The organism is Paenibacillus sp. sg306046 (assembly GCF_059821225.1).
Map to the genome: position 1 here is coordinate 1 of NZ_JCAMRT010000034.1, position 17152 is coordinate 17152.

General features: G+C 58.7%; 13 protein-coding genes. 12 read left to right on the forward strand and 1 reads right to left on the reverse strand.

Annotated features, from left to right (window positions below):
• Positions 1-522: 522 nt before the first annotated feature.
• The 10 genes from AC6ROY_RS23390 (at position 523) to AC6ROY_RS23435 (ending at position 12296) form a co-directional block, all read left to right on the forward strand.
• On the forward strand, positions 523-1245 hold the full coding sequence (locus AC6ROY_RS23390; protein ID WP_500102985.1) for a FadR/GntR family transcriptional regulator: 723 nt from the start codon (positions 523-525) through the stop codon (positions 1243-1245).
• Between the two features lie 102 nt (positions 1246-1347).
• Entirely contained in the window at positions 1348-2547 is a 1200-nt protein-coding gene (locus tag AC6ROY_RS23395; RefSeq protein ID WP_500102986.1) for a M20 metallopeptidase family protein, read from the forward strand.
• 25 nt (positions 2548-2572) lie between these two features.
• A complete protein-coding gene (locus AC6ROY_RS23400) occupies positions 2573-4123 on the forward strand; it encodes an ABC transporter substrate-binding protein (protein WP_500102987.1) in 1551 nt (516 codons plus the stop codon).
• A gap of 75 nt (positions 4124-4198) precedes the next feature.
• Positions 4199-5116, forward strand: coding sequence for an ABC transporter permease (locus AC6ROY_RS23405; RefSeq protein ID WP_500102988.1), 918 nt, complete (start codon positions 4199-4201; stop codon positions 5114-5116).
• 50 nt (positions 5117-5166) lie between these two features.
• The gene (locus tag AC6ROY_RS23410) at positions 5167-6057 is read left to right on the forward strand and encodes an ABC transporter permease (RefSeq protein WP_500103018.1); all 891 of its coding nucleotides are present in this window, start codon (positions 5167-5169) and stop codon (positions 6055-6057) included.
• 22 nt (positions 6058-6079) lie between these two features.
• Positions 6080-7057, forward strand: coding sequence for an ABC transporter ATP-binding protein (locus tag AC6ROY_RS23415; protein WP_500102989.1), 978 nt, complete (start codon positions 6080-6082; stop codon positions 7055-7057).
• The gene (locus AC6ROY_RS23420) at positions 7054-8049 is read left to right on the forward strand and encodes an ABC transporter ATP-binding protein (RefSeq protein ID WP_500102990.1); all 996 of its coding nucleotides are present in this window, start codon (positions 7054-7056) and stop codon (positions 8047-8049) included. Before AC6ROY_RS23415 ends, AC6ROY_RS23420 begins: the two co-directional genes overlap by 4 nt.
• A 107-nt stretch (positions 8050-8156) precedes the next feature.
• Positions 8157-8972: a carbon-nitrogen hydrolase family protein gene (locus tag AC6ROY_RS23425; protein ID WP_500102991.1), complete on the forward strand. Its 816-nt coding sequence runs from the start codon at positions 8157-8159 to the stop codon at positions 8970-8972.
• Between the two features lie 47 nt (positions 8973-9019).
• Entirely contained in the window at positions 9020-10237 is a 1218-nt protein-coding gene (locus AC6ROY_RS23430; RefSeq protein WP_500102992.1) for a trans-sulfuration enzyme family protein, read from the forward strand.
• Between the two features lie 82 nt (positions 10238-10319).
• Complete coding sequence (locus AC6ROY_RS23435) at positions 10320-12296, forward strand: S9 family peptidase (protein WP_500102993.1); 1977 nt, start codon at positions 10320-10322, stop codon at positions 12294-12296.
• Between the two features lie 87 nt (positions 12297-12383).
• Here AC6ROY_RS23435 and AC6ROY_RS23440 read toward each other — a convergent pair whose 3' ends face one another.
• Positions 12384-13511 (reverse strand): glycoside hydrolase family 88/105 protein, encoded by a 1128-nt coding sequence (locus AC6ROY_RS23440; protein WP_500102994.1) that lies wholly within the window; start codon positions 13509-13511, stop codon positions 12384-12386.
• Positions 13512-13666: 155 nt separating this feature from the next.
• Between AC6ROY_RS23440 and AC6ROY_RS23445 the strand changes: the two genes are divergently transcribed.
• Both AC6ROY_RS23445 and AC6ROY_RS23450 read left to right on the forward strand, forming a co-directional pair.
• Positions 13667-14503: an AraC family transcriptional regulator gene (locus AC6ROY_RS23445; protein ID WP_500102995.1), complete on the forward strand. Its 837-nt coding sequence runs from the start codon at positions 13667-13669 to the stop codon at positions 14501-14503.
• A gap of 87 nt (positions 14504-14590) precedes the next feature.
• On the forward strand, positions 14591-17038 hold the full coding sequence (locus tag AC6ROY_RS23450; RefSeq protein ID WP_500102996.1) for a putative bifunctional diguanylate cyclase/phosphodiesterase: 2448 nt from the start codon (positions 14591-14593) through the stop codon (positions 17036-17038).
• Positions 17039-17152 lie beyond the last annotated feature (114 nt).

Sequence of the window (17152 nt, forward strand, 5' to 3'; positions counted from 1 at the left end):
ATACCAGACCACCTGCTGATTGGGTTATTTTTCTATGTGACGATTTTTCGACAAGAACTTCTCACTGTCCAGAGTTATAGATATGCTGAAGAATTACGTGAACTTCGTTAAACTAGCTGGAGTATCAAGACGAACTTCATTCAACACAGCCGGCTGCACGAAACTGCTAGGCCAACAGAGGTCCAGACATTGCATATAAAAGCTATGCTTCGGACGATGCGCCGAGGCATGGCTTTTTGTGCGCTTGGCGGCGCGAAGAAAAAAAGGACTTTCATTTTTAATTCCGATATGATAACATGGGATTACGAAGCGAGGAAATGAGCAATTACGTTTGATGTAACCTCCTTGTAATCTTACTGAAAATTGTGTCAATATGATTGACATCCATCTCCCTCGCACTTATAGTAAAAATATAGAGCTGAGAAGCTTGGGCCATGAAATGGGCCCCTTTTTTAGCCGCTCTTTAATGGTCTAAGGTTCAGACCTTAATGCAATAAGTTGCCGATGGGAGGCTACATACCGATGAGTGCGCAGGAAGCCATCTCTTTTCAGAAGGTATCGCCGAAGAAAATGAGTGATTTTATTTTGGAGCAATTGGAAGAGGCCATTATCCTGAAGGAGTTTCTGTCCGAGGAGCAGCTGCCGACGGAGCGGGAGCTGGCCTCGATGTTTAACGCCAGCCGACTGGCGGTGCGCGAGGCGCTGTCCCAGCTGGAGCAGGATGGGCTGATCGAGAAAAGGCTGGGCGCGAAGGGAGGGACATTTGTCCTTCCGCTGACGGAAAATTCCCATCGCCGGACGCGCGAGGAAATCCGCGAAGGCTGGGAACAGATGCAGGAAGTGTTCGAGTTCCGTACCTTCATTGAACCGGAGGCGGCTTTCCTCGCCGCGGGGCGGATCGCGCCGGACGAGCTGAGGCTGCTGCGGGAGTATGTAGACAAAAGCGTAGAGGCAGACTGTACAAGGGAAAGCTTTCGCGCGCTGGACGTGAAGTTCCATCTGTCGATCGCCAAGGCGTCGGGCAACAGCTACTTCGAGAAGGCGGTTCGGCAAATTCGTACGAAAATCAATCCGGCGCTGGACTTGATGCCGTACGATGAGCGGGTCATCTCCTCCAGCTACCGGATGCATATGATGCTGATCGACACGCTGGCCGCGAAGGACGGGCGGCAGGCGCGGGAGATGATGCGGGAGCATATCGAGGAAACCGCCAAAGCCATTTATGCGAAGGTCGTGCTGGCGTAGCGGGAACGCCGGGCTGCTCTACATCATTCAACTTTCATAATAGAAGTTCAAAATACAGATTCGAATCAAGGTAGAGGTTCAAATCGAGTGGAGGTCGTGAACATGAAAATCGAGGAATTGCTGGGCTTGGCAGCGCCTTTAAAGGAACAAATGATTCAGTGGCGTCGGGATTTCCACCGGAATCCTGAAATCGGCTATGAAGAGCATCGGACGGCGGCTATTGTGGCGGACCATCTGCGGTCGCTCGGGCTTGAGGTGCAGACGCAGATCGGACGGACGGGCGTCGTCGGATTGCTGAGGGGCGAAGCGCCGGGGCCGACGATCGGGCTGCGGGCCGATATGGACGCGCTGCCGATCCAGGATCAGAAGTCGGTGGATTATTGCTCGACGGTTCCGGGCAAGGGCCATCTGTGCGGGCATGATGCCCACACCAGCATGCTGATGGGAGCGGCGCAGCTGCTGTCGAGTCTCGGACGGCCGAAGGCCGGCAACATCAAGTTTGTGTTCCAGCCTGCGGAGGAGGGACTTGCCGGGGCGAAGGCGATGATGGACGACGGCGTGCTGGACAATCCGAAGGTGGACGCGATGGCCGGGCTGCACGTGTTTCCGGCGCTTGCGACCGGCTCGCTGGCGGTGACGAAGGGCGTGGCGTTCGCTTCAGCGGACAGTATCCGCATCAAGATTATCGGCAAGGGCGGCCATGCGGCGCGCCCGCACGAATGTGTGGATGCGATTACGGTGTCCGCCCAGGTCATTACGGCGCTCCAGCACGTGGCAAGCCGGCTCGTCGATCCGCTCGACCCGGTCGTGGTCACGATCGGCAAAATCGAGGGCGGCTACATGGGGACAGCCATTGCGCCCGAAGTCGAGATGGTGGGCACCGTCCGCACGCTGAATCCGGCGCTTCGCGAGAAGATGCCGGCCTTGCTGGAGCAGGTCATCCGCGGCGTGACCTCCTCGTTCGGAGCCGAGTATGAGCTGAATTACCGGGTCGGCTACCCGATGGTGCACAACGACGAGCGGATGGTCGACTTCCTGACCGGCGTGAGCGAGCAGGTGCTTGGAGGCAAGCAATGGGCGTATGTAAAGCCGTCCACCGGAGGAGAGGATTTCGCGTTTTATTCGGCCAGCGTGCCGAGCGTCTTTTTCCGCCTCGGGGTGAGCAATGAGCAGGAGAGCACCAGCTTCCCGCTGCATCATCCGAAGTTCGATCTCGATGAGGAGGCGCTCCCTTACGGAGCCTCTCTGCTGTCGGCGCTCGCGTTGTCCTACTTAGCGGATTCACCTATTCCATATAAATAAATTCAATTCAGGGAGGTTGTTTGGTTTGAAACGATGGCATGTAAAAGGATTGTCGGCTGTGCTCGCTTCGGTACTGCTGCTGGCAGGCTGCAGCGGAGCCGGGACGCAAGGGGATGTCAAGCCTGCGCCGAATGCGGCAGGAGGAAGCGGCGAGAAGGTGCTGACTATTGCCAATGCGACGGATATCGAAAGCTTCGATTTTCACAACAACAATAACACGCTGAGTGAAGCGGTTATCATCAACATGTACGATTACTTGCTCAAAAACGACGAGAACCAGAAGAAGGTGCCGGCGCTCGCGACCTCCTGGGAAAAAGTTGACGACTTGACCTGGCGCTTCAAGCTCAGAGAAGGCGTGAAGTTCCACAACGGCGATCCGTTTACGGCCGCGGATGTGAAGTTTACGCTGGAGCGGCTCGCCAAGGACAGCAAGCTGAAGCAAAATACGTACTACAAGCATTTCAAAGAAGTGAAGATCATCGACGATTATACGGTCGAGATCGTGACAAGCACGCCGGACCCGCTGATGCTGAACCGTCTGTCCCGGATGGGCGCGGCGATGCTTCCTTCGAAGTACTTCCAGGAGAAGGGCGTGGACGGCTTCCTGAAGGAGCCGATCGGTACCGGTCCGTACAAGTTCAGCAAATGGCTGAAGGATGACCGGATCGAGCTGGTGAAAAACGATGCTTACTTCGGCGGCGCGCCGAAATGGGACAAGGTCGTCTTCCGCTCTATTCCAGAAGCGTCCACCCGCGTATCCGAGCTGCTGACCGGCGGCGTCGATATTGCGGCCAATGTGCCGATGACCGATGCGAAGCGGATCGAGGCGGCCGGCAAGAAGGTTGAGCAGTCGACGATCCAGCGCGTGCTGCACGTCATCATGAGAACGACGCCGGGTTCGATCACGGCCGATCCGAAGGTCAGAGAAGCAATCGACCTGGCGATCAACAACCAGGAGATTATCGACAGCATCGCGGGCGGGGCGGGCATTCCGACGAGAACGTCCGTTACGCCGGGCAACTTTGGCGCAGATCCGAGCTTGTACAACAAGTTCATTCATGACAAGGAGCGGGCGAAAGCGCTGTTGAAGGAAGCCGGTTATGAAAAAGGAGCGAAGGTTACCTTCTCCACTTCGGTTCAGTACAAGGAAGTTGCCGAGGTTGCTGCCGCCATGCTGACAGAGGTCGGGTTCGAGGTGAACCTAGAGGTGCTGGAGGCAAGCAAATTCAGCGAGAAGCTGAACTCCAAAAAATTCAACGAGCTGTTCCTGCTCGGCGTAGGCAACTCGCTGTTTGACGCTTCGAACAACTACAACCGCTTCAAGCTGGCGAATGCCAAGGGCGAGACGGATTACAACAATCCGGAAGTCGAGCAGCTGCTGCAGGACGCGGAGAAAAATATGGACCCGGCATCGCGTGAGAAGCAGTACCAGAAGGTTCAGCAAATTTTCACCGTCGATCGTCCAACGATTTATCTGTACCAAATGAAAGGCGTATACGGCGTCGGCGCAGGCGTCGAGTATACGCCGCGACTCGACGAAATGTTCTTCGCAGAAAACATTACGCCTAAGAAGTAAATGTTGGCTGGCCCGGGAGGAATGCTTCGCTTCCTCCCTTCCTGCATAGCCATAAATCGGGAAGGTGGTAGCGCATTGGGGAAGTATATAGCCAAGTCGCTGTTGCAAATGATACCGGTGCTTTTTCTTATTTCTGTCATCGTATTCGTGCTGGTCCATGTCACCGGGGACCCCGTCGCCTTGATGCTGCCGGAGACGGCAACGGATGAGGATCGGGCCATCTTGTCGAATGCGCTGGGCCTCGACCGTCCGCTGTACGTGCAGTTCGGCGTATTTCTGGTGAATGCGCTGCAGGGTGATTTCGGCACTTCTTTCCATTACGGCCAGTCGGCGCTGCCGCTTGTGCTGGAGCGTCTGCCGGCCAGCTTCCAGCTCGCCGCGGCGGCGATGGTCGTGGCGACCGCGCTGGCTGTACCGCTTGGCATCGTATCGGCGATCAAGCGCAATACGTATCTGGACCTGCTGATCTCCGGCATCTCTGTGCTCGGCAAGGCGATGCCCAACTTCTGGACGGGCATTATGCTGATTCTGCTCTTTTCGGTCATGCTGGGCATTTTCCCCGTATCCGGGATGGGCGGCGTGGAGCATATGGTGCTGCCGGCCGTCACGCTCGGCGCTGGCGTTGCCGCTCAGATGACGCGGCTGATCCGGGCCAGCATGCTTGAGATTTTGAACCAGGAATATATTCGTACGGCCAGAAGCAAAGGGCTGCTGGAGTCGGTCGTCATCTTCAAGCATGCGCTGCGCAACGGTCTGATTCCGGTCGTGACGATTATGAGCCTGCAGTTTACGAGCCTGATCGGCGGGACGCTGGTAACGGAGACGGTGTTTTCCTGGCCGGGGCTGGGGCAGCTGCTGGTGGCTGCCGTCAACACCCACGACATGGCCATCGTGCAGGCCGCTGTTTTCGTCATTGCGATTATTGTGATCGTCGGCAATTTGCTGACGGACGTCGCGTACCGGGTATTGGACCCGCGCATTAAGTTTAGCTAGTGGAAGGGGGGAGCGTCTTGGCAGCATCGGTAGAGACACAAGCAGGCGGCATACCGGCCGGGCAGCAGCAAGACCAGCCGCGGCAGCGGCTGCGCTGGCTGAGGCGGCTGCTGAAGAGCAAAACAGGCACCGTTGGCGCAATCATCGTACTTCTCATCTGTCTGGTAGCCGTATGCGCTCCCTTGCTTGCGACCCATGATCCGGCCAAAATCAGCCCGGGCCAGCGGCTGCTGCCTCCGATGTGGATGGAGCGCGGGGTGAGCGAGCATCTGCTGGGCACCGATAATTTGGGCCGCGATATTTGGAGCCGCATCGTATACGGCTCGCAGGTGTCTCTGATCGTCGGAGTGTGCGCCGTCCTGGTGTCAGGCGCCATTGGCGCCGTGCTCGGCCTGTTGGCGGGCTTCTACGGAAAATGGATCGACACGCTCATCATGCGGGTAGCCGACTCCTTTCTGGCGATCCCGACGATTTTGCTTATGCTGGTCGTGCTGGCCGTGCTTGGCCCGGGGCTTGTGACGCTGATTTTCGTGATCGGCATTACGAACTGGGTTTCGTATGCCAGGGTCGTACGGGGCGAGGTGCTGAGCATCAAGGAGCGGGATTTCGTCAAGGCTGCCCGTGCGGTAGGGGCGAGAAATACCCGGATTTTGTTTTCCCACATTTTGCCCAACGTGTTGTCCTCCTTCATCATTATTTCGACCATGAGCGTGGCGACTACGATCATTCTGGAGGCTTCGCTCAGCTTCCTGGGCCTCGGCATCAAGCCGCCCAACGTATCGTGGGGAGGCATGCTCAGCGACGGGCGGCAATATTTGGCGACAAGCTGGTGGGTGGCAACCTTCCCCGGGATCGCCATCACCATTACGGTGCTGGGCGTCATCTTCCTGGGCGACTGGCTGCGCGACATGCTGGACCCACGGATGAAGGCGAAGGAATAACTACGCGAAGCGGAGGACGATTATGGCAACGAAACTGCTAGAGGTGAGCGGTCTGCAGACCTTCTTCACGACGGAGGAAGGCACGGTGCCTTCGGTCGACGGCGTCAGCTTCTCGGTGGACTCCGGCGAAACCTTGGCGATCGTGGGCGAATCCGGCTGCGGCAAAAGCGTTACCTCGCTGTCGATCATGGGGCTGGTCGCAGCGCCCGGCAAGGTAGTTGGCGGAGAAATACGGCTGGAGGGCCGGGATTTGCTCCGGCTGTCTAAGAAGGAGCTGCGGCTGCTGCGCGGCAACGAAATGTCAATGATTTTCCAGGAGCCGATGACATCGCTGAATCCGGTATTCACCGTAGGCAACCAGATTGCCGAGGTGATCCGGCTGCATCAGGGACTGGACAAGCGGACCGCGAGGCAGCGGAGCGTCGAGATGCTGGAGCGGGTCGGCATCCCGAATGCGGCGAAGGTCGCAAGCAGCTTCCCGCATCAGCTGTCAGGCGGCATGCGGCAGCGGGTGATGATCGCCATCGCGCTGGCCTGTCGGCCGAAGCTGCTGATCGCCGATGAGCCGACGACGGCGCTGGATGTGACGATCCAGGCGCAAATTCTGGAGCTGATCTCCACGCTGTGCCGGGAGGAGCAAACCGGCGTCATCCTGATCACGCACGACCTGGCGGTCGTGGCGGAGATGGCTGACCGGGTTGCGGTCATGTACGCGGGCAAGATTGTGGAGGAGGCGACGGTCTACGAGCTGTTCGCCCGGCCGAAGCATCCGTACACGATTGGCCTGCTCGGCTCGCTGCCGAAGATGAACGAGCAGAAGGAAGAGCTGGACTCCATTCCGGGCGCGGTGCCTAACCCGCTGCGCAAGCCGGGCGGCTGCGCGTTTCATCCTCGCTGCGCCTGGGCCGACGCCCGCTGCGCCGAAGCGGAGCCGGAGCTGGTTCAGGTCGGGGAAGGACACCGGGCGCGGTGCTGGCGGACGGAGGAGGTGGCATTATGAGCGACAGGCATGCGGAGGCTCAGCCTTTGCTGGAAGTGAAGGACATCAGCAAATATTACCCCTTGAAACGGGGATTGTTCTCAAGCCGGACGGAGTATGTCCGGGCGGTCGACGGCATCAGCTTCAAGGTGCGGCAGGGCGAGACGCTTGGGATTGTGGGCGAGTCGGGCTGCGGGAAATCAACGATGGGCCAGATGATCACGCAGCTGCTGGAGCCGACAGGCGGAGAAATCCGGTTCGCCGGCAAGAAGCTGGGCGAGCTGTCCGCCGAGGAAGTGCGGCTTGTGCGCAAGGACCTGCAGATCGTCTTCCAGGACCCGTTTGCTTCCTTGAATCCAAGGATGAAGGTGTTTGACATCGTCGCGGAGCCGCTGCGCGTTCATGGGGCGGTCAAAGGGCGGGAGCTGCGCGCAGCCGTGGCCGAGCTGCTGGAAACCGTGGGGCTCGGCGAGCATCATATGGACCGGTACCCGCATGAGTTTAGCGGCGGGCAGCGGCAGCGGGTCGGTATCGCCCGCGCGCTGGCGCTGAAGCCCAAGCTGATCGTCTGCGACGAGCCGGTGTCGGCGCTGGACGTCTCGATTCAGGCGCAAATTCTCAATTTGTTGAAGCGGCTGCAGAAGCAGTTTCAGCTGACGTATGTGTTTATCGCGCACGGGCTGCCGACGGTCAAGCATATCAGCGACCGGATCGCCGTCATGTATTTGGGGCGCATCGTAGAGCTGGCCGATCGGGACGAGCTGTTTGCCCGGCCCAAGCATCCCTATACGGAAGCGCTGCTCGCCGCCGTGCCGGTGCCTGATCCGACCGTTCGCAAGAAGCGGGTGCTGCTGACCGGCGAGCTGCCGAATCCGGCCCAGCCTCCGACGGGGTGCGCCTTTCATCCCCGCTGTCCGTATGCGCAGCAGCTGTGCCGGGAGCAGCGCCCGGAGCTGCAGGCCGACGGGACGGGCCATGCGGCGGCCTGCCACTTTCCGCTTGCCGGCTTGTAGGCCGAGAAGCTTGTCCGAGAAGCTTGTATGGAACAAAAGCCGGAGAAGCGAAGCGTTCGCCTCCGTTTCCGGCTCTCCCAAAAGTGATGTAAGGAGATGATCGTGTTATGTCTTTTCAACTCGTCATGGCCCAATTGGTCTCGACCGATGATAAGCGCGTCAATTTGCAGAAGGCGGAGAAAGCTGTTGAGGAATCGATTCGCGTCCACGGCGCGCAGCTGATCGTATTCCCGGAGGTGTTCATGAGCCACTTCCCGCTTGGCACGCCAAAGGATGTGTCGCTGAAGGATGCGGAGCCGGTGGACGGCCCCTTCGTCAGCGGAATGCGGGAGCTGGCCAAGCGGTTCGGCGTCTGGCTGATCTTCGGAATGCGCGAGGCGGTGGAGGACCCGGCCCAGGAGCGCGTCTACAATACAACGGTCGTGGTTGACAGTGACGGGGGAGTCGTCAGCGTGTACCGGAAGACGCATCTGTTCGATGCGTTCGGCTACAATGAATCCCGCAATATCAAGCCGGGCAACGAGCTGTTCAAGCCGATCGACACGCCGTTCGGCAAGCTGGGCCTGTTCGTCTGCTACGAGCTGCGGTTCCCGGAAATTGCCCGGTATCAGGCGATGCACGGGGCGGAGATCATCATCATGCCGTCCGGCTGGGTGAGAGGGCCGATGAAGGAGCTGCACTGGAGCAACCTGGTGACGACGCGCGCGATCGAAAACACGGTCTTTATGGTCGCCTGCGACAAGGTCAGCGATAACTTCTACATCGGACAAAGCCTGATCGTCGATCCGATGGGAGTGACGATGGTCGCCGGTCCGGAGACTGAGGCGCTGATCCCGTGCCGCATTGACCTGGAGCGGCTGCATGAGGTTCGCGCCAAGCTGCCGTCTTACGTGCACCGCAGACCGGAGCTGTACGACAAGTAATGCCGGGACGTCCGGCGTATGAGGATGCCGAAAGGGTGGGAATACACATGAGGAACGATTGGAGCTTCGATACCCGCGCCATTCATGCCGCACAGACGCCGGATTATACATCCGGCGCCATCTGCCCGTCTATCGTACCGGCCGTCGCCTACGCGTTCCCGGATGTGGAGACGGCGGCTGCCGTTGTGTCGGGCGAGCTGAAGGGGACGTACTACGGCCGCTACGGCAATCCGACGACTCAGGGGCTGGAGAAGAAGATCGCGGAGCTGGAAGGCGGAGAGGCCAGCATCGGGCTTAGCAGCGGCATGGCGGCCATCTCGGCGGCGCTGCTTGCCGTGCTGCAGCATGGCGATCACGCGGTTGTCACCCGCGACGTCTATGGCGGCACCTACAATTTTGTCACCCAGCTGGCGCCGCGCTTTGGCATTGGCTTTGACTTTGCGGATTGCACGGACGAGGCGGCGGTGCGAAGCGCGATGAAGACGACGACGAAAGCGATTTACGTCGAGACGCCGTCAAACCCGAGGCTGACCGTGCTCGATCTGCGCATGCTTTCGCGGGTCGCTCGCGAATACGGCGTGCCGCTGATCGTGGACAACACGTTTATGACGCCTTACCTGCAGCGGCCCCTTGAGCTTGGAGCCGATCTGGTCGTGCACAGCGCGACCAAATATTTGAACGGTCACGGGGATGTGCTGGCCGGCTTCGTCGTCGGCAAGCAGGAGACCATCGACTTTATTCGCAAGCGGATTGCCGGTGATCTCGGGCAGCAGTTGAGCGCCTGGGATTCATTTCTTATTCTGCGCGGTCTGAAAACGCTGGGGCTTCGAGTGCGCGCCCATTGCGACCATGCGATGAAGGTGGCGTCCTTCTTGCAGAGCCATCCCCAGGTCGCCTGCGTTTACTACCCCGGCTTGCCGGAGCATCCGCAGCATGAGCTGGCCAGGCAGCAGATGAAGGGAATGGGCGGGATCGTCTCCTTTGAGGTGAAGGGCGGCCTGGAGGCGGGCAAGACGTTTATTAACGCGCTGCGGCTAGCGCTCATTTCGTTCAGCCTTGGCGATCCCGAGACGCTGGTACAGCATCCGGCCACGATGACGCATTTCTCGATTCCAGCGGAGGAACGGGAAAAGTTCGGCATTTCCGACGGATTGATCCGTTTGTCGGTCGGGCTGGAGGAGGCGGACGACATCGTGGCGGATCTGGAGCAAGCGCTGCGGCAATGTACGCCTGCGGAAAGCTTCATCCGCGCGGTGCAGACCTAGCGTTAGCGCGCTCGCCGCAGCATACGGGCATAGAGCACCAGGGGATAGGCATCAACGGCAGGCGGACAAGGAGGATGCAGGCGTGGAGGAAAAAGGAATGAAGCGGCCCGTGCGGGCCGACGATCTGTACCGGTACCAATGGGTGAGTGACCCGGCGGTATGTCCGGTTACGGGCGCCGTCGCTTACGTGCTCAAGGGGATTGATGCGGAGCGCGACGACTACCGCACGCACATTCGGCTGATCGAGCTGGACGGGAGCGGCGACCGCCCGTTCACCTGCGGCGACAAGGATGAGGCGCCGGCCTGGTCGCCGGACGGCGCAGCGCTGACGTTTCTGCGGCGCGGCGCGCAGGGCAAGCAGCTGTGGCTGATCGCCTCGCGCGGCGGCGAGGCCCGGCGGCTGACCCGGGAGGAGGACCGCGTCGGCCACTATGTCTGGTCGCCATGCGGCAAATTCATCGCCTTCACGGCGAGAGTGGCCGGCGACGAGCGACAGCATGCGGCGGTCAAGGTGATGGACCGCACGACGCCCAAGTCCGAAGGGCTTGGGCTGTGGGACGGCAAGCGCAGCCAGCTGTTCCTGCTGGAGCCGGGCAGCGGCACGGTGCGGCAGCTGACCTCGGGCGGCTTCGACGCCGGGCAGCCCTGCTGGTCGCCGGATTCCGCCTCGCTGGCGTTTCTCGCCAAGCTGACGGACGACCCTCAGCAGGACCCGGACTTGAGCGACAAGCTGGACATCTGCGAGCTGTCGCTTGCTGACGGGGGGCTGCGGAAGCTGACCGACTCTACGCTCAGCATCAGCCAGGCGCTGTATACGCGGGACGGGGCGGGGCTGCTGCTGATCGGCAACGACCGGAGCTGCGGCAGCGCGACCGCAAACGAGGTGTACCGCGTACCGCGCTCCGGCGGCAAGCCGGCTCGGCTGACGGGCGATTCGAAGGTGCAGCTCGGCAACTTCGCGTTGAGCGATATGAAGGATAGCGGCGGGCCGCCTCCGCTGCTGGAAGGCGGCGAGGAGGAGCTTTACTTGCTCGGCTCCTGCGAGGGCAACGTCCACATGTACCGGCTTACGGCAGCCGGGCAGCTGGAAGCGATCACCGCTGGGGAGCGGGACGTGTACCAGCTGGCGTTGACGTCCGACCGCCGCACGGCCGTGATCGCGTCGACGAGCTCTGCGAATCCCGGCGAACTGTATCGGATCGACCTGACGGACGGCGGAGAGCGGCGGTTGACGGCAGTTAATGAAGAGCTGCTGAGCGGTCTGGATATCGTTCGCCCCGAGCCGCTCTGGACCGAGACAAGCGACGGCTGGGCCGTTCAGGGCTGGCTGATGAAGCCTGCCGGGATGGAGCCCGGCCGCACTTACCCGCTGCTCTTGCAAATTCATGGCGGACCGCATGCGATGTATGCGAACAACTTCAGCCATGAATTCCAGCTGCTGGCTTCTGCGGGGTACGGAATTTTGACTGTCAACCCGCGCGGCAGCTTCGGCTACGGGCAGGCGTTCGCCGACGCGAGCCGCGGCGATGTGGGAGGCCGCGACTATCTGGATTTGATGGAGACGCTTGACGCCGTGCTGGCGGACCACGCGTGGATCGACAGGGATCGGCTCGGCGTCACCGGCGGCAGCTACGGCGGCTTTCTTACGAATTGGACTGTCGGCCAAACCTCCAGGTTCCGGGCAGCCGTCAGCCAGCGCTCCATCTCGAATTGGCTGTCCTTGTACGGCATGAGCGATATCGGCATCGCGTATACGGAAAGTGAAGTCGGAGGCACGCCCTGGGAGGACGCCGAGAAGCTGTGGCAGCGGTCGCCGCTTGCTTATGTCAAGCAGATCGAGACGCCGCTGCTGCTGCTGCACGGCGAGCAGGATATGCGCTGCCCGATTGAGCAGGCCGAGCAGCTGTATGTCGCCCTCAAGCGGCTCGGCAAGACGACGCAGCTTGTCCGGTTCCCGGGAGCGAATCATACGCTGCTCAAAAGCGGGAAGCCGTCGCTGCGGGTAGAGCGGCTGCAGCGCATCAAGGGCTGGTTCGACCTGTATCTGGCGTCTGTTTAACTTGAAGCAGCCCGTCTGCACAACGTTTCGAAACGTTGTGCAGACGGGCTGCTTTATGTGTTCGGGCTCGGGGCTTGCTTGTCGAGCTTAGCGGTCAGCGGCTGCCTGCGCCATCTCGGCGCACATCAGAATAAAGGCGCCTGCGCCGTGCAGGTCATTTTCGCTGGTCGGACGGGCGATATAGTGAGCGTAGTCTCCGATTCCTGTGCCGATGCAGATGTTGCCGATGACGACATGGCCGTTTTCATCGAACGTGAGTGTATCAATCACGCCCTGGTAGCCTTTCCAGGCGTACTTCAAATAGCTGGCGTCCAGATGGCCGAATCGAACCGCCTTGGCGATCGCATGGGCAAACAGGGCGGTGCAGGAGCTTTCCAGCCAATTGTCCGGCTGGTCGACTTTGTCGATGACCTGATACCACAAGCCGGTCGCCTCATCCTGGTATTTTGTCAGCGTGATCAGCAGCTCCTGGATGATACCGACCAGCTCCGCTTTGTCGGCATGATCCTCCGGCAGATGCTCGAACATCTCCAGCAGGGCAACCGGATACCAGCCGATGGCGCGGCCCCAGAACTCCGGCGCCAAGCCTGTAACCGGATCAGACCAAGGCGTAGCTTTCGACTCATCCCAGCCGTGATACAGCAGGCCTGTTACAGGGTCCTTCGTATGCTTCGCCATCAGAAGCGCCTGGTACGTCATCATGTCGAAATAATCGCTTTCGCCAAACGTTTTGCCGAACTGGACGGCAATCGGTCCGGCCATGTACAAGCTGTCGAGCCACATTTGGTTCGGATAGCGGCCTTTATGCCAGAATCCGCCCGACGGATTCGTTCTCCAGGCGCGAAGCAGCGGCACGAGTGTATGCAGCGCTGTCTTGTACCGCTCGTCTCCCGTTTGCTCCAGCAGGTTAAACAGCAGTACGCCAGGCTGGATATCGTCCAGCTCATCGGCATTATATTTCTTGATGCTGCCGTCAGCGAGAATCTGGCTGTCCACCCACCGCTTGATATAGTCATAGTAGACGGAATTGCCGGTCGCACGCCAGCACTTCTCCATGCCGGACAAAAACACGCCCTGATGATAGTGGAACCGGTCTGGCGGAAGCTGCTCCGGCTCGAACTTGAACATAAGCGCCTGGCAGGCTTTTTCCGCCCATTGGATGGGGGTAAGGGATTGCTGGGCCGTTGTGGCGGCGCCGGATTGGGATGTAGACATTGTGGATATTCCTCCTCGTGATTGATATCTGTATCGTAGCACGAAAAAATGTACATATTTTGCGGTAAAACGCAAGTTCCTCTTATATTTTGCGGAATTATAAAGAGAGCGTATAATAGAGATCAAGAAAGAGCACGCACAGAGGGGCGAAGCGGATGGGATATGTACATTATGAGAATGGCCTGGATACCTTTTCGGTTTCCCACCGGGAGGCGCTTAGCCATCATATGCCGGCCAATCATTTTCATAGCACCTATGAAATTTATTACTTGATGTCAGGCAGGCGGACGTTTTTTATTCAGGACCGGACGATTGTCATCGGCGAGGGCGATGTCGTGATGATTTCTCCGAGTATTTTGCATCGGACGACGAATGCCGACCAACCCGAGCATGAACGGTTTATCGTCAATATCCATGAAAGCTACCTGGCTTCGGTAAACGGCTCCTATCGGGAAGCGCTGCAGCCGCTGTTCGAGCAGGACTACCTGGTTGTGCGCTGCGCGCTGCAGGACAGGCTGGCCATCGAGGCGCTGACCCGGACGGCTGTACAGGAGATGCGTGAGCGAAAGTCAGGCTTCGAGATGTACGCGCAAACGCTGGTTTTGCAGCTGCTGATCATCTGCTGCCGACATGTCCGCCAGCACCGGATGGAGCCGCTTGAAGCGCCCGGCCCTATGCATGAGCGGATGTCCGAGATTGTCCGGTACATTAACGTTCACTACATGCAGAGTCTGTCGCTCCCGCTGCTGGCCGAAACGTTTTACGTCAGTCCGTATTATGTCAGCCGTTTTTTCAAGGAGGCGACGGGCTTTACCTTTGTGGAATACGTGAACAGCGTCCGGGTGAAGGAGGCGACCAAGCTGCTGGAGCAATCGTCCTGGCCAGTCAGCCTGATTGCGAAAAAGGTAGGCTTCGGCAGTGTCACGCATTTTGGCCGCGTGTTCAAGTCCGTTACCGGACATGCCCCATTGTACTACCGCAAGGGGAAATAAAATTGTGCTAGCGGGCCTATTTCAATTGGCAATTTTGGTCAAATGCAATTATGATAGAGTGGCAGACAAATGAAGAGAGGGAACTCGATGGAACATATTCACGGCTCCTATGATTGGGAGCTTATTGTATTTTCGTATATCGTTGCGGTGTTAACCTCCTATACGGTGCTTCACCTGGCGGGAAGTCTCAGTCAAGCGCGCTCCCGGACGCGGCATATCTGGATGACGATCGGCGCGGCCGCGATGGGACTGGGAATCTGGTCGATGCATTTTGTCGGCATGCTGGCATTTTCACTGCCGATTCCGGTCGCCTACGATTCGCTGATTGTCTTTATATCGGTCGTCGCGGCCATCGCGGCCTCCTGGGTCGCGTTATATACGGTGGCGACGCCGCAGGTCACCTGGCAGCGCTGGCTGATAGGCGGCCTGCTGATGGCAAGCGGCATTGTCGCGATGCATTATATCGGGATGGCGGCCATGCAGGTTGACATTACCTACCATAGCGGGCTCGTTGCGCTTTCCGTGCTGATCGCGATTTTCGCTTCGCTTGCGGCGCTGGCGCTGTCTTTTTATTTTCGCCGGGAGGACAGGCGCGGGGAAGGCTGGAAGAAGCTTGGCAGCGGTCTTCTGATGGGCGCGGCGATTGCCGGGATGCATTACACGGGCATGGGGGCGGCGGAATTTCATCTGGGCGAGAAGGCGGCCCGCTTCTCTCCGACGCAGCTTGATCCCAAGTCGCTTGCCTATCTGATTGCGTTCGGCACGGTGATTGCGCTCGGACTTTCCCTGCTCGGCTTGTTATTGTCCAGAAGGTTCGAAAAGCAGGAGCTTGTTTTAATTGAAAATCAAAATATGTACAAGTCTTTGCATGACAACAACAAGGACGGCATTATTACGGTTGACCTGGGGCTTCGGATTTTGGCCGTGAATCCGGCGGTTTCCCGCATCGTGGGTGTAGACAGCTCCGTCTTCGTTCACCGCCCGCTGGAGGAATTCGTTCATGCGCTTACCGGGGAATATAAATCGAAGGCGCTTGAGATGCTGGATTCGTCGGCTCGCACCAGCGGGGAAAAGCACAGCTACGAAACCAAGATTCAAACGACATCAGGCGAGCGAGTTGATCTGCATGTGATGAATGTGCCGCTGGAAATCGGAGGCAGTCTGGTCGGGCATTATATTATTATCCGCAACATTTCGGAGGAGAAGCAGGCCAAGGAGCAGATTCATCATCTGGCGTTTCATGACGAGCTGACGGGGCTGCCCAACCGCAGGAAATTCAACCAGGAGCTGGAGCTGGCGCTCGCAGCTGCGCAGGAGAACGGCGTGCGCTTCGCGGTGATGGTCATGGATTTTGACCGTTTCAAAAACATTAACGACTCGCTCGGCCATACGTATGGCGACATGTTCCTGTGCGAAATGAGTCAACGGATCAGCAAAACCGTCGCCGGCCGACATGCGGTGCTGGCCAGGATCGGGGGCGACGAATTTACGCTGCTGATGGAAAATACGAGTGAGGAAGCGGCGGCTGAGCTGGCCGGGCGCATCATTACGGATTTGCAGCTGCCGTACCGGCTGAAGGAAAATGATTTTTATGTAACGGCGAGCATCGGCATTGCCTTGTTTCCGGAGCATGGGCAAACAGCGCTGGAGCTGTTGAAAAATGCAGATACGGCGATGTACGAGGTGAAAAAGAAGGGCAAAAACCGCTACCATTTCTATAACAATGAGCTGTACGCGGAGCTGCAGGAAAAAATCGAGCTGGAGCGCGAGCTGCGCAAGGCGCTCGAGCGCAAGGAGCTGTTTCTTCAGTACCAGCCGCAAATCAGGGCCCAGGACGGGGCCATGATCGGCGTCGAGGCGCTGGTCCGGTGGAAGCATCCGGAGCGGGGCGTCATTTCGCCCGGAACGTTTATTCCGATCGCCGAGGAGACGGGCATGATTAATGAAATCGGCGCCTGGGTGCTGGGCGAGGCTTGCCGGCAGATGCGGCTGTGGCATGATGACGGGGGGCCGCTTATACCGGTGTCGGTCAACCTTTCCTCCCAGCAATTTCACCAAACGAATCTGGTCGGCTATGTCCGGCAAATTTTGCAGGAAACGGGCCTCAGCCCCGAGTTTCTGGAATTGGAAATTACGGAAAGCATGATGATGGACCCTTCGGTGTCCATTCAGATTTTGAATGAGCTGACCAAGCTGGGCGTCCGGATCAGTCTGGACGATTTCGGGACGGGCTACAGCTCGCTCAGCTATCTGAAGCTGTTCCCGATCCATAAGCTGAAAATTGATCGTTCCTTTATTCAGGATATTGCGTCCAATCATAATGACAAAGCGATTGTGGCGACCATTATTGCGATGGCGCAAAATCTGGATATGGAGGTTATCGCGGAAGGCATCGAAACGAAGGAGCAGCTCGATATTTTAATGGTGAACGACTGCAAGGAAATTCAGGGCTATTATTATAGCCGCCCGTTGTCTGCAAACGATGTGGAGCAGGCCTTCTTCATCCCGCAGCGCAGCGCCGGGCTGACCGGCTGACCTGAAGCATAGCGTGGTCGGGTGCCTAAAGCTTGCATTTTGTGTGAGAAGCTACAGTAATCCGGAAAGCTGTATGATAAGATGAGGCAGTAGTCACAGAAGTACGGAATACTG

What these genes read in the sequence shown, in the direction of transcription:
- AC6ROY_RS23395 (WP_500102986.1), top strand. Translation starts at nt 1,348, where the DNA reads ATGAAAATCGAGGAATTGCTGGGCTTGGCAGCGCCTTTAAAGGAACAA.
- AC6ROY_RS23450 (WP_500102996.1), top strand. Translation starts at nt 14,591, where the DNA reads ATGGAACATATTCACGGCTCCTATGATTGGGAGCTTATTGTATTTTCG.
- AC6ROY_RS23425 (WP_500102991.1), top strand. Translation starts at nt 8,157, where the DNA reads ATGTCTTTTCAACTCGTCATGGCCCAATTGGTCTCGACCGATGATAAG.
- AC6ROY_RS23440 (WP_500102994.1), bottom strand. Translation starts at nt 13,511, where the DNA reads ATGTCTACATCCCAATCCGGCGCCGCCACAACGGCCCAGCAATCCCTT.
- AC6ROY_RS23430 (WP_500102992.1), top strand. Translation starts at nt 9,020, where the DNA reads ATGAGGAACGATTGGAGCTTCGATACCCGCGCCATTCATGCCGCACAG.
- AC6ROY_RS23415 (WP_500102989.1), top strand. Translation starts at nt 6,080, where the DNA reads ATGGCAACGAAACTGCTAGAGGTGAGCGGTCTGCAGACCTTCTTCACG.
- AC6ROY_RS23420 (WP_500102990.1), top strand. Translation starts at nt 7,054, where the DNA reads ATGAGCGACAGGCATGCGGAGGCTCAGCCTTTGCTGGAAGTGAAGGAC.
- AC6ROY_RS23390 (WP_500102985.1), top strand. Translation starts at nt 523, where the DNA reads ATGAGTGCGCAGGAAGCCATCTCTTTTCAGAAGGTATCGCCGAAGAAA.
- AC6ROY_RS23445 (WP_500102995.1), top strand. Translation starts at nt 13,667, where the DNA reads ATGGGATATGTACATTATGAGAATGGCCTGGATACCTTTTCGGTTTCC.